Below are 13,672 nucleotides of genomic sequence, written 5' to 3' on the forward strand. Positions count from 1 at the left end.
TCCTGTCCCTCCCCTTTACTCAAGTCCTTCATAGCTGAACCAGTCAAAATCGGCGTAATTACCGCTCTCCGTCCCCTGTGAGCTTGCATACATCCCCATGTAAGCCCCTGTAAACCCTCCGGCCAGATCGGTGCTGAGTACTCTTCCGTCAGCCCCTTCGTGCAGAGCAATCCACTTGTCAGCTTCCGACGATCTGTAAAAGAAGCAGTATTCCTGCCCTTTGGCCTCTACCTTAAACTGCACCTTATCCTGCGGATACGGATCTGCAGCAAGCAGCTGTTCACTGCCGCCCCGGCGTTCGATCAGGCGCAGCACCTGCTCCCCGGCATCCAGTCCCAATTCAAACCTGAAATGATAATCCGCATTCTGCAGCAGGACAAAACCTGCGGTTTCATTCTCTGTACCCGGTCTAAATGTCATGTCCGCAGCCGCTCTGAAACTCAGATGCTGCTGGCGTCTTCCGACAAAGGACGGGTTGCTGATCTCGGAGAGCCGCTCCGGCTTCAATTGCAGCCGCAGTACCCCCGGTTGTTCCGTAAGACTCCAGAATCCGCCGCGCGGTGTCCGCAGGAAGTTCCATACCGGTGCAAGCACACGATCTTCAAAATCATCACGCACCGGCAGCTCCGGCCATTTCGTCTCCGGCAAATCCGGAGCCGCCGCTTCAAATTCCAGGACCCCTTTGCCCGGATTCACTACAGGCCATTCATTCTCCCATGCAACCGGCGTAAGGAAGGTTTCCCGTCCCAGATTGCGGTAATAACCGCCGTTTGTCCGTGAAGCCAGGCAGAACATCCACCAGTCCCCGTGCTGGGTCTCTACGAGTTCCCCATGGCCGACATTGACAATAGGATATTGTCTGCCGAGATGCCTGTGGGTCAGAATCGGATTGGCCTTATGGCCTTCATAAGGGCCGGTCACATTCCTGCTTCTGGCGATAGTAATCGCATGGGTATGGCCAGTTCCGCCTTCGGCAATCAGGACGTAATACCAGCCGCCGATTTTGTAGACATGCGGACCTTCCTGTGCATGAGCTACCTTGAGTGCCCCCTGCCAAATGCTGATCTTGGGTCCGGTCAGCTTACCCGCTGCAAGGTCGATTTCCTGCAGCCAAATATCCATATGCTTCGGGTAATCCTGGCCTTCCGGCGGAACCCGGTTACCGGTATAATACACTTTGCCGTCGTTATCAAAGAATAATGAGGAGTCGATACCCGGCGCATCCTCCAGCCATACCGGGTCGGACCAGTCCCCGGCGGGGTCGGTCGCCGTAACATAGAAATTGTGCTGATTTTTGTCATTATCGATATAGGTAGTAATCATATAAAAGATGCCTTCATGATAGCGGATGGTCGGCGCCCAGATGCCCATAGACGGAATCGTATGATCCAGATTCAGCTGAGACGGACGGTCCAGCACATGCCCAAGCTGCCGCCAGTTCACCAGATCCTTGCTGTGAAAGACCGGAACACCGGGGAAGAACTCAAAGCTGGAAGTCACAAGGTAGTAATCCTCACCTACGCGGATGGCCGAAGGATCAGGGTAGAAACCCGGCAGTATCGGGTTGCGGAATGTTCTCAATATAGGAAGCCTCCTCAAAGCATTTAAAATGTAAGCACAACCAATTATAGTTCGTATAAGTTTAACTTTCTTGCATTTTCTATGCTCTGTTTCTCCAATTTTATACTTCTATGCTCTATTTATTATTTTTCCCATCTTATCCTACCTTGTCAGGGAATAACTTGTCCCTCTAGAATGAGTGTAGTAGGATTTACACAAAGGGGCGATCAGCATGGGGAAAAAAAAGAAATTATACACCCGGTTTTTCATCAGTCTGACCACGATATCTGTCTGCTGCATCCTTGTGCTGGCAGTTGTAATCTTTTACTGGTACCGGAATATTTCGATAGCAAGTGTCAATAAAGCGAACCAGAATGTTCTGCTGAATACCGAAACCGTATTTATAAACTATAAAGAGATCGTCCAGAACTATACGATGGACTTCTATGCCAATCCGAATATCAATGCGCTGATGATGAGCGGGGATACAGACTGGAGCGACCAGCTCTACAGTGCCCTAAGCCAGATCCGCGGCGCACTGGTAGTCAACCAGTATCTTGAGAACGCATACATCTTTGGTGTAAAAGAGCCCGTCGCCATGTTCGAAAATATGCCGCTGAGCCCGTCGTCCAAGCTGGAGTTATCACAGCTGATGCGGAACAGCCGCATTATTGAATCCCCTTTCCTGTGGAAAGCTACCTTGAACAATGGCGCTCCCGTGACACTGCTGACCGTTTTCTATAATGACCGGGCCTTCGCGGACAGTACGTATTACGGGGCAGTGGCGTTAACGGTCAATTTGTCCAAGCTGCAGAATAATCTGTTCACACAGACAGAAGGTGAAGCGACACGTTATGCCGTGCTTGATGCGAACGCTACAGTTCTTATGCACAGCGCACTTTCCGGAAATCCCCTGGATTCCGGCATGCTGGAGAAGATCGTTGCCTCCTCCGCTGAAAGAGGTTCTTTCGTCTATAAAGGTGCCGGCGAACCCCAACTGATTACCTTCGTGTACTCACCGGGGGATAAGCTGTGGTTTGTCTCGGAGACTTCCTATAAGGACAGCATCCGGGATATCTCCAGCGCCCGTAATCTGATGATTGGCCTATGTCTTGCCCTTATTCTGGCCGCATCCGTGATCTCAGGCCTAATCTCCCGGCAAATCTACAAGCCTATCGGCCGGCTGTTCGGCAATATCATCCATCTGTCCGGCAATGAAGAGGCACTGAAGACAGGTGGGGATTTCGATGCAGCCAGTCAGGAATTAGAGATAATCGGGGTCAAGCTGGACCAGTTGAAGAAGGAGAATCATGACAGTGCCTTGATGCGCTGGCTGCTCTCGCCCCGCGGAGCTCCGGATAACCGCGATAATCCCAATATGAGCTTAGGCTCGTCTGGAGGAGCCTATTGCGTATGCGTGCTGGAGGTACTAGCCGAAGGACCATCCGGGGATGCCTGGAATATATGCAATGAAGTGATTCAGCAGATCCGCACAGAATTCTCCGCGCTGGCTGAGGTGCAATCCTTCCTGCCGCATGAAGGGTCTGCTGTTCTCATTCTCAGTGAGCTGAATAGCGGAAGCTTCGGGGATTATACCTTATACCGCAGTAAATGGGAGGAGACCGCTACCCTGTTCCCCCCGTCCGGTATCCGCTGCGCCTTTGGCATTAGCGGATTGTCGGTTGATCTAAGCAACCTAAAACCCAAATATAATGAAGCTGCCGAATGCCTGCAATATATTAAATTTCACAATAAGCAGAATATTATCTTTGCGGATGATACCATCCACCTGAACAGCAGTCCGGTACCTGAAAGTACACTTGAACCTGTACTGCAGGCAGTCAGGTTGCCGGAGCAGGGGGTACACATTCCGCAGGCGGTAGAACGGCTGCTGGCGGTTGTGACCAGTTACCGGGCAGAGCCTGCCACCATCGCCTTGTCGAGGCTTGCTTTTGAGCTGAGCCGCACCGCCGAGCTTAACAGCGAGGCGCAGCACTCCGGCTTTCTGGATGATTACCAGCGGATCTGGCAGATCCGCAGCTATGACGAACTGCGCAGCTGGATGGAAGCCGGCTGTTACGCCGCCCTCGCGCGGATCTCCGCCATGAGCGCTGTACAGACCCGGAGTATTGCAGCCGAAGCGATCTGTTATATCCGGGAGCATTATGATGATCCCAGGCTGTCGCTGAACGCCCTTGCCGAGAAAATGTCGCTTAGTCCCGCCTATCTCAGCAGGCTGATCGCCGATGAAGTGGACAGCAGCTTTCCCGATTTCGTCAATCTCCTGCGCCTGGAGCAGGCACAGCTACTGCTGGTAACGGAGCTCGGGATGGATATTCAGGAAATTGCCGGAAAGGTCGGGTATAACAGCAGCACCTATTTTACAACCCAATTCAAGAAGCGATACGGGGTAACGCCCTCCAAATGGAGAATGAATCATATTCTGCAGCATCAGGATTAGCCTCACCAATCCGCTTGCTTAAGCAGTCCAAGTAAAAATCCAGGGATGTCCAGCGGCCGTTTAAATGGCCCGGACATCCTTTTTTGGGGCCAAAAAAGCCCATGATGCACTCAAAAAGCAGAAATGTGATGCCTTTTTCGTTTTTTTAAGGCCGCTGATTCCGTTTTTTTAACCTTTTCCCGTTTATTATGATAGCGTTTACATTTGCGGCGGATTTATGATTTGCCTTGTAAAGCATGCCCCTGAAATACGGGGAGATGTGATAACGCTAGTCATAAAGGAGTGAATGGTCAATGATTCAAGAGGCTGCACCGGAGAAGCCGGGACGGCAAAGCCTGAGCCTGAAGCTTAAGGCCGCCAGAACCGGAAGCCTCCGCAAATCCCTGAGAAAGGACAGCTCCCTGTACCTGCTCGCGCTTCCAGGTATCATCATCTTAATTCTTTTTGCGTACCTGCCGATGAGCGGACTGATTCTCGTCTTCAAAAATTACAACTATAACGACGGAATCTTCGGCAGCCCCTGGGCGGGCTTCTCCAACTTCGAGTTCTTCTTCTCCAGTATGGAGGATGCCCTGAGAGCTACACGCAACACCGTAATGTTGAATGCGCTTTATATGCTGACCGGCACATTCTTTTCAGTAGCTATCGCCGTGATTCTGAATGAGCTGCGCAGCAAGTGGTTCATTAAAGTAACGCAGAGCGTGATGTTCTTCCCGTATTTTATCTCTTGGATTATTATCGGGGCGATTCTCTTCTCCCTGCTTGACTACGACAAAGGGATTCTGAACCAGCTGTTTCAGTCACTTGGCCTGGCCCAAATGGACTGGTATTCCAGCCCCTGGTTGTTCGTAATCATTCTGGTGCTAGCGAATATCTGGAAAAGTGCAGGCTATGGCGCGATTATTTACTACGCTGTACTGCAGGGAATCGATACCTCCTACTATGAGGCCGCACGGATCGACGGGGCTTCCAGGTGGCAGATTATTACCAAAATCACCATACCAATGCTGATTCCATCCATCATTCTGATGACTCTGCTCGGTATTGGCGGAATGCTCAAAGGCGATCTCAGCATGATTATGGGTGTAACCTTCCTCAATCCGCTGCTTCTGCCGACTACTGACATCATCGATGTGTATGTCTACCGCACCGCCATCCGGTCCGGCGAGTTCGGCTTTGCTTCAGCCATTACGCTATACCAATCCGTCTTTGGCTTCATTCTGGTGCTGCTGGCGAACAAGCTGGCGGGCTGGTATGACAAAGACAGCAAACTATTTTAGGAGACCAAACGTATGCAAACTACCGAAAGCAAAGGACTGCTCATCCTCTTTTATGCCTGTATAGCCGTTTTTTCAGCCATTTGTCTCGTGCCGTTTGTGCTGGCGGTATCCGGTTCACTCTCCACCGAATCGCGGATCGCCGCTGAGGGATACTCGTTCTGGCCCAGAGGCTTCACCTTTGAAACCTACGAATTCCTGTTTGGCTCCAAAGCAGAGCAGATTCTGAGGGCGTATTCCATGTCGGTGGTTGTAACCGTGCTGGGTACCCTCACCGCCGTGCTCGTAACTACCGCCTATGCTTACGTCATTTCGGTCAAAGGCTTCAAACTCAAAAATTTCTTCGCCTTCTTCGCTTATTTCACGATGCTGTTCAGCGGCGGAACGCTGCCCTGGTATCTGCTCAGCACCAAATATTATCACTTAGGCGATACCCTGCTCGGGCTGTTCATTCCTTATGTACTGAGCGTGTTTCTGATGTTCCTGATGGCGAACTATTTCCGCAGCATACCGCATGAAATTGTAGAATCGGCGCAAATCGACGGGGCTGGCCACCTGCGGATCTTTTTCAGCATTATGATTCCGCTCGGCCGGGTCGGGCTTATCACCATCTCCTTATTCTATGCGCTGCAGTTCTGGAATGACTTCTACCTGCCGCTGATGCTGGTATCCGACCAGGATCTCTACACGATTCAGTATTTAATGTACAACATGATGGCGAACATCCAGTTCCTCGCTTCCGGCAACGCCGCACAGGTTGGAGGCGCCATTATCGCTCCACCGCTCGAGACGGCCAAGATGGCCATGACCTGTCTGACCGTTCTGCCGATCGCCATTCTTTATCCTTTTCTACAGCGCTTCTTCGTCAAGGGCATTGTCGTCGGGTCAGTCAAAGGCTGATTTCCGGTACACTGCCGCAATATGGATTGCTCCAGGCCCCTGCTCCCCGCCGCCGACTTGTTGTACAATGGGTTAAGGGAGCACAGCCTATGCAATATATGCCTCATAAGTACATTCTATTTCAGGAGGGTTCATCATGAAAAAGAAAAAAGGTTGGTTAAGTCTGCTCCTCTCTGCTGTGTTCCTGTTAAGCGCCTGCTCTCAGGGTAATAATGAAAGCGCTAACTCCGGTGATTCCGGCAATAGCGGCAGCGGAGGTACAGCCCCTGCAGCTACGGCGGACAGTGGAACTGGAGGTACCACCCTGGCGCCGGCCAAGCTGAAAATTGTCCTCTACGGGGATGAGTCGAACCGGATGAAGGAGCTGGCGAAGACTGATTTCTATGATGTAATCAAAAAAGAAATCAATGCCGAGGTGGAATTTCAGTTCCTGCCCTGGACCGAATACGGCGGAGGCAAAACCGATCTGATGCTCTCAACGGGTGAGGATTTCGCCACCTATACCGATGCCAATTACATGGTGAAATCTGTAGCCAAAGGACTCTATGCCGATCTTACCCCCTATGTCGGGGCTGCGGCTGATCTGAGCAAAACGGTGGATGAAGCCTCCTTTACCGCTTTTCAGCTCGACAGCAAGCAATATGCCATCCCGGTTGGCAACAAGCCGAATTCCGCAGAATTCTACAGCGTGCTCGTCCGCCAGGATTTACTGGAAGAAGCCGGCATGAAGCAGGTAACTTCACTGGCTGAGCTGGAACAATTCTATGATAAAGTGCATGCCCTTCATCCCGAGCTGATCGGTTACGCCAGTACCGATGCCCGCAGAATGCTGCAATATGACTTCACCGATAAAAATCTGTACTGGCAGAATGATTTCATTGCGCTCGATGAATCGGCACAGAACGATCAGATCATTAACTGGTTTGAATCCGATGAGTTCAAAGCTTATGCCAAGCTGATGCGCGGCTGGTATGAAAAAGGCATCATCCCGAAATATGCCGCTACCAATGTTCCACAGCTGCAGTCCGACTGGAATTCCGGCAAAGCGATGTTCTGGGCAGGCACGGCGGCCCGTCCGTTCGAGGGTGCAGCAACCATCTCCCAGGCAGTACCTGACGCCAAGCTGGTTAACTATTTCCTCGGCACCGGCCGCCCAAAAATCAGCCGCGGCACGTACAGCACCGCCTTCTTCGTCTCTGCTGCCGCCAAGGACCCTGAACGCTACGTTATGTTCTTCAATCTCCTGCAAAAAAATCAGGAGCTGTACGACCTGTTCGCCTACGGGATCAAGGGAACCGATTATACCCTGGATGATAACGGCCGTCTGACCAAAATCAGCACCGATTCACTGATTCCCGACTGGCTGCTGATGAATAAAAACTTCATCCGCTTCGACAACACCGTGCCGGATGATTTCATTGCCAAGTACAAAGCCTGGGATGACGGAGCCATTATCTCCAAAGGCGCCGGCTTCAATTTCGACAATACGCCGGTCAAGAATGAAGAAACGAAACTGAACGGCGTATTCACTGAATACCTCGCCCCAATCGGCAGCGGCTTCAGCGACTATGATACGGCCTTCCCGAAAGCGCTCGAAAGACTGAAGGCGGCGGGAATTGATAAGTATATCGCGGAGTACCAGAAGCAGTTTTCGGAGTGGTACGCGAAATCAAAATAAGCTGATATACACAGCACCACTGTTCGTTGAAAACTCGGAATCGCCAGCTTTTGAATCATTAGTTTTTGACTGATCAATTAAAAGAAGCAGCGGCAGAATAAGACTAAATAAAGTCTTAGACTGCCGCTGTTGTCGTTTTAACTAACGTTCTTCGTTAGCATTCAATAGAAAATATTTATACTATAATTTCTTCTTTAAGAAAAATTGTTTTATATCTTCTGGGTATTCATCGTCGAAGGTTTTCTGCTTCTTCCTCAAATTTTGAAACCCAGAGAGGATTATGGGGCAGAACTTCTACTCTCCTCATTTTTGTGTTCTCACCATCCATTCAGTCGTGGTATAAATCAGTGCCCAAACGAAGTTGCGCAGTGAAGATGAGGTATTCACATCCACCATGCTACCTTCTTGCCCCTATGGTCAATCCGGCCGTTCGGTGCGGCTCCGGCTATTCGGTGAAAACAGTTTAGGAGTTCTAGAACTCATCGATCAACGAAATCCCTTTTGTAATGCGCATTCTACTATCTTGCAAGAAATCGCGGGTCCAATCATCGGGTTGAGTTAAATCCCAACTCCGGTACATACCGCCGACTACGATAATTTCACGTAGTTTAAGAAAAAGCTTCATCTGATTTTCCCAGCCGTCAGGCATTTGTCGGCCATCCTCAGTGTAGCCTAGCTCGAAATGTTTAATGAAAAGTTCGTATTGCGCCTTACGTTCAGACTTCGAATCTTCCCCGAATACATACAGCAAGTAATAGAGCTGGATAGCAATATCCTCGACATACCAACTGTACTGACACTCGTCGAAGTCGAAGAGCGTTATTTGCCCTGATTCATTGACCGTGAAATTACCTACGTTGATATCTCCGTGAATTAAACCAAAATGATCAGATGTCACAGGCAGACCAGCCAGATTTGCTGTAAGTTCATCAATAGCATGAATAATAATGGGTTGTAGCTCTGCCGGTAAATAATCTTTCGCTCGTAAGAGGTAATCATTAAATTCCCAAGTGTGTCTTGTGGATACAGGTTTATACAGCTTGGTCAGTTCATGAAGACGGCCTGTTATGCGACCACATTGTTCATAAAGTATTGAATTGCCCAGGCATTCTGGATATCCGATTTTTCTGCCAGGTGCATAGTTGAAAGAGGTTGCGTAAAAATCCATCGTATTCCCTTCGATATGTTCAAAATCCTTTCCATTAACCGATACAACCGGGTCTGATACCGACATACCATTGTCCGAAAGATAACGAATCCATTCTATTTCAGCTGCAAGTCCTTCCGACGTGCGAAGTGTGCCCGGAGTAAAACGGAGAATATATTTTGATTCATCGCGATTATAGGAATAAATAAAGTTTTGAAAGCCTCCGATGAAAGTCAGATCTTTTGGACTGATCCCGAAGCGCTCAGCACCTTCAGCAGCATGTTCATCCAGGAACATCAGTTTTATTTTGGGGTCCATGATTTCTCCTTGGTAATTGAATTTAGATCGAATACTATAATTCTAACCCATTACTGTTACATCGCTTTAACAGCGTCTCAACCAATTTCTGAATCTTGGAGTGGGAAATTAAATATACAGGACCCATTATTTCTATTTTGCCGTCCTTTACACGCATTGCACTCTCCTGTTCTGCTGCATAAACATCGATCTCTTCAGACAAGGGGAACAGGTAGCCTTCAACAAACGTAGCGTAGTCGCGCTTAGCATGAGATTCATAGGCAAAATGATCAAAGCCAATACCATCATAAATAGTACTAGTTTCCACTTCATTGCCAGTGTTTTTCAAGCATAACCATTCTGCAGCCATGTTTAACGCACCAGCGCTGGCACCCATTATAACGGCATTGCTGTTCTTAATCACATCCGATAATTCATAATCTGCCAAAAAATCATTTTGCAAAACAGGATCTCCACCGCATAAAAAAATGACAGAAGCGCCCTGAATGAATCGCTGGGCATCTTCCTTCTGCATGCGGTAATCAATGAAATGATATTCATCAAAAATAATGTTAGCCTGATTTAACCATGTACATTCAGAGACATCATCAATGTTAATTGGCTCACCTGTATAACCTGATGGATCAGCGCTAATCATAACAAGCGATTTTCTGTCTTGTATATCCTCATGCAAACAATGAACCAGCTTCTCTGGAAAAAAATGATTAAACCAACTGAAATAGTAGTGAGTACTCAACCTTAATTACCTCCATATGTATTATTTACATTCATCCAATCTTAACGAAAATTATACACGCTAGAAAGATGAACGGTTCTTCAGCCATTTCGCTTGCATCTCTTGTATACTTTTCATAAATTTAACTCCACATTACCATAACATGGAATTTAAACATGTGAAATATATTTCCACGTCAAACTGCCCGTTAGCTTAAAAGGCTACCAATCTGCCAGCAGCCTTTATTTTCACGCTATAGATCTGATTGTTGAGCTATCGTTTCCCGTTAAGTAGTTTAAACCGACTTTTGTACCGTACACTTTGGCGCATTGAAAGTGTAATAGAGTTGTTATACGTTTATTGAAAACTGCGCAGATCCTGACAAAGGCATTAAAAAAAGTGTGCCCCGATTACCGGCGGGCACACTTTTATTCTTTTCATACAGCCGGCCTCCCGGCACCGCGTCATGTATCATCCCCAAATGCCCACCAAAGTCAGTATCATTTCCACGGTACCCTGAATAGGCTGTTGTAATTAATTGAATAATGGAGGTATCCCACATGACCTTTGGGAATGAATATCCAAACAGCCAGGCTTATCCATCCGCATATCCTTATTCCTCCCGTTCCACCCCCTACCCTTACTCTCATTACTATCATCTGGTCCGCTCAGACAGCAGCCCGGCAGCACAGCCGTCAGACAGCCAATCCGCAACACAAGAACTGATGAGCGGGCATTTGAACGCAGGCGTGAGCAGCGGGCCAGGGATTCATGCAGATACCGGAGGAGAAGTAGGCGGCAAACACGGCATTGGCTTAAATGCTGGCGGGAATGTTGACTATGGCAGCGCGGGTATGCATGCAGGCGGCCACATCGGCGCTCCATCGTATGGAATCCAGGCGCAAGGCAATACCCATCTGAACAGCAGCCAGGGTCTGGGGCTGAGTGCAGAAGCTCAGGCCCTAGGGAAGTACGGAGTCGCCGCTCAGGCCAAAACCCAGCTGGGTGGGGGTCAAGGCGCAGGTTTTCACACGGGGGCGCAAGCCGGTGGAGCCTACGGTCTGAGTGCGGATGCCGAAGGACATCTGGGCTTCAGTCAAGGCGCAGGGCTTCAAACCCATTTGCAGCTCGGTGGTGATCATGGTCTCGGCGCCCATGCCAAGGCACAACTCGGCGGCGGTCAAGGTGCAGGCTTAGGGGTTGCCGGTCAGGTAGGCAAATATAATGGACAGTTAGGCTTTAAGATTGGCGGCAAAGACGCTGGCACCAAGGAGTCTACGGAGTCCCAGGAATAAGTCAGCATAGTAAAACTCCTCGTTAGGTTGCAGGAGGGGGCGGTCAGCCCCCCCTCTGACACCGCCGAACATGCAAGTATACCTGTTATGGGACAAGCAGTACATTAGATTTAACTTCAATGGTCCGGTGCAGGAAAAAATCATTTCACGGAAAAAAGGACCGCCAGCAGGCAGTCCTTGCATGTTTCACTTATGACCTAACCACCCGGCTGATAAGCAGATGCTCAGTCAGTTTTGAGTTGCAGGCTAATACTCTCTTAGCGGTTCAGCAGGCTTCCGACATATTTCAGCAGCTCGTTGGCGCAGATCGGGCAATAGGAATGTTCATCGATCAGGCGTCTGGAAACCTCGTTGATGCGCTTCAGCTGGCTTTCATCCGGCGTTTTGGAGGAGGTGGTGATTTTGACAATATCCTTCAGATCGGTGAACAGCTTCTTCTCGATGGCTTCCCGCAGCCGGTCATGGTTGTTGTATTCGAACTTTTTGCCTTTACGGGAGTAAGCGGAAATACGGATCAGAATCTCCTCGCGGAAGGCTTTTTTGGCATTTTCGGAAATGCCGATCTGCTCTTCTATGGAGCGCATCAGCCGCTCATCCGGCTCCATCTCCTCATCCGTGAGCGGATCGCGGATTTTGGTCCAGTTGCAGAAGGCTTCAATATTGTCGAGGTAATTCTCGAACAGCGTTTTGGCGGATTCCTCAAAGGAGTAGACAAAAGCCTTTTGAACTTCGCTTTTGGCCAGAATGTCATATTCCTTACGGGCAATGGAAATGAAGTTCAGATAACGCTCGCGCTCCTCCTTCGTAATCGAAGGATGCTGATCCAGGCCGTCCTTGATTGCCCGCAGCACATCCAGCGCGTTCATGCACTGTAAATCGCCTTTGATCAAAGCACTGGAAATCCGGTTGATGACATACCGCGGATCAATGCCGGACATGCCTTCGTCCAGATATTCGGTCTGCATTTCCTTGAGATCGGCTTCCTTGTAGCCTTCCACTTCTTCGCCGTCGTACATGCGCAGCTTTTTGATCAGGTCCATGCCCTGCTTCTTGCTCTCCTTGAGGCGGGTCAGAATCGAGAAAATCGCCGCCGCGCGCAGCGCATGAGGGGCAATATGCACATGCTTCATGTCGCTTTGGGCAATGAGCTTGGCGTAGATTTTTTCTTCTTCAGACACTCTCAGGTTATAAGGGACGGGCATAACAATCATGCGGGACTGAAGCGCCTCGTTCTTTTTATTCGAGATGAAGGATTTATATTCCGTTTCATTCGTGTGCGCGATGATCATCTCATCGGCAGAGATCAACGCGAAGCGGCCGGCTTTGAAGTTCCCTTCCTGAGTCAGTGACAGCAGGTTCCAGAGGAATTTCTCGTCGCACTTGAGCATTTCCTGGAACTCCATCAGCCCGCGGTTGGCCTTGTTCAGCTCCCCGTCGAAGCGGTAGGCGCGCGGGTCAGATTCCGAACCGTATTCGGTAATGGTCGAAAAGTCGATGCTGCCCGTCAAGTCGGCGATATCCTGCGATTTCGGATCGGAAGGACTGAAGGTCCCGATGCCGACACGCTCCTCTTCCGACAACAGCACACGCACTACCTTTACCTGTTCAATGTCGCCATGATATTCATTTTTGAGCCGCATCTGGCAGGACGGGCACAGGTTGCCTTCGATACGCACCCCCAGCTCCCGCTCGATCTCCGGACGAAGCTCCAGCGGAATCAAATGCAGCGGATCTTCGTGCATCGGGCAGCCTTCCACGGCATACACTGCGCCTTCATCCGTCCGCGAATACTGCTCCAGCCCGCGCTTCAGAAGAGTAACCAGTGTCGATTTGCCCCCGCTGACCGGTCCCATCAGCAGCAATATCCGTTTGCGCACATCCAGCCGCCGGGCGGCAGAATGGAAATACTCCTCCACGAGCTTCTCAACCGCACGATCGAGTCCAAAGATCTCCTGTTCAAAAAACTTATACCGTTTGCGTCCGTTGATATCCTCTACGCCGTGTGACTTGATCATGTCGTATACGCGGGAATGAGCCGTTTTCGCGGGAGAGGGATCTTTTTTCAGCAGTTCTATATACTCCTTGAAGGTGCCGCTCCACGCCAAACGGTCGTTCTCAGCCCGATACGAAGCTATACGCTCAAATATATCCATTGCTCGCTGCCTCCTCTTGCGCTCCTACTTGCTCCACCAGCTTAGAAAGTGTATTACATAACTATGCGGCGGGCCCGGAATAGTTGACCTCTTTTTTGCTGTGCTATAATAGAGAATCGTTAATAAACCAGGAAAATGCATATTCCTGTAAAATAGGGCGCAGGAGTG

The 13,672-nt window shown here is 49.6% G+C and carries 9 protein-coding genes; 5 read left to right on the forward strand and 4 right to left on the reverse strand.

Annotation, left to right across the window (positions count from 1 at the left end; translation table 11 throughout):
* Positions 1–15 precede the first annotated feature (15 nt).
* Positions 16–1,581 (reverse strand): glycoside hydrolase family 43 protein, encoded by a 1,566-nt coding sequence (locus tag A3848_RS08915; RefSeq protein WP_074084611.1) that lies wholly within the window; start codon positions 1,579–1,581, stop codon positions 16–18.
* Between the two features lie 211 nt (positions 1,582–1,792).
* On the opposite strand from A3848_RS08915, the gene A3848_RS08920 reads away from it, so the two are divergent.
* The 4 genes from A3848_RS08920 (at position 1,793) to A3848_RS08935 (ending at position 7,876) form a co-directional block, all read left to right on the forward strand.
* Positions 1,793–4,021 (forward strand): AraC family transcriptional regulator, encoded by a 2,229-nt coding sequence (locus tag A3848_RS08920; protein WP_074084612.1) that lies wholly within the window; start codon positions 1,793–1,795, stop codon positions 4,019–4,021.
* A gap of 293 nt (positions 4,022–4,314) precedes the next feature.
* Entirely contained in the window at positions 4,315–5,301 is a 987-nt protein-coding gene (locus A3848_RS08925; protein WP_083606735.1) for an ABC transporter permease, read from the forward strand.
* Positions 5,302–5,313: 12 nt separating this feature from the next.
* Positions 5,314–6,198 carry a carbohydrate ABC transporter permease gene (locus A3848_RS08930; RefSeq protein WP_074084613.1) on the forward strand — a complete coding sequence of 295 codons (885 nt, stop codon included), beginning with the start codon at positions 5,314–5,316 and terminating at the stop codon, positions 6,196–6,198.
* Between the two features lie 136 nt (positions 6,199–6,334).
* Positions 6,335–7,876: a DUF3502 domain-containing protein gene (locus A3848_RS08935; RefSeq protein ID WP_074084614.1), complete on the forward strand. Its 1,542-nt coding sequence runs from the start codon at positions 6,335–6,337 to the stop codon at positions 7,874–7,876.
* A gap of 472 nt (positions 7,877–8,348) precedes the next feature.
* Here the strand turns inward: A3848_RS08935 and A3848_RS08940 are convergent, their stop codons facing one another.
* Positions 8,349–9,341 carry a phosphotransferase enzyme family protein gene (locus A3848_RS08940; protein WP_074084615.1) on the reverse strand — a complete coding sequence of 331 codons (993 nt, stop codon included), beginning with the start codon at positions 9,339–9,341 and terminating at the stop codon, positions 8,349–8,351.
* A 34-nt stretch (positions 9,342–9,375) separates the two neighbouring features.
* Complete coding sequence (locus A3848_RS08945; protein WP_074084616.1) at positions 9,376–10,077, reverse strand: Type 1 glutamine amidotransferase-like domain-containing protein; 702 nt, start codon at positions 10,075–10,077, stop codon at positions 9,376–9,378.
* Between the two features lie 539 nt (positions 10,078–10,616).
* Between A3848_RS08945 and A3848_RS08950 the strand changes: the two genes are divergently transcribed.
* Positions 10,617–11,351 (forward strand): hypothetical protein, encoded by a 735-nt coding sequence (locus A3848_RS08950; protein WP_074084617.1) that lies wholly within the window; start codon positions 10,617–10,619, stop codon positions 11,349–11,351.
* Between the two features lie 257 nt (positions 11,352–11,608).
* Here the strand turns inward: A3848_RS08950 and A3848_RS08955 are convergent, their stop codons facing one another.
* Positions 11,609–13,504 (reverse strand): PrkA family serine protein kinase, encoded by a 1,896-nt coding sequence (locus A3848_RS08955; RefSeq protein WP_074084618.1) that lies wholly within the window; start codon positions 13,502–13,504, stop codon positions 11,609–11,611.
* Positions 13,505–13,672 lie beyond the last annotated feature (168 nt).

This window comes from Paenibacillus sp. P32E (assembly GCF_001909085.1).
Taxonomy (GTDB): domain Bacteria; phylum Bacillota; class Bacilli; order Paenibacillales; family Paenibacillaceae; genus Paenibacillus_AQ; species Paenibacillus_AQ helianthi.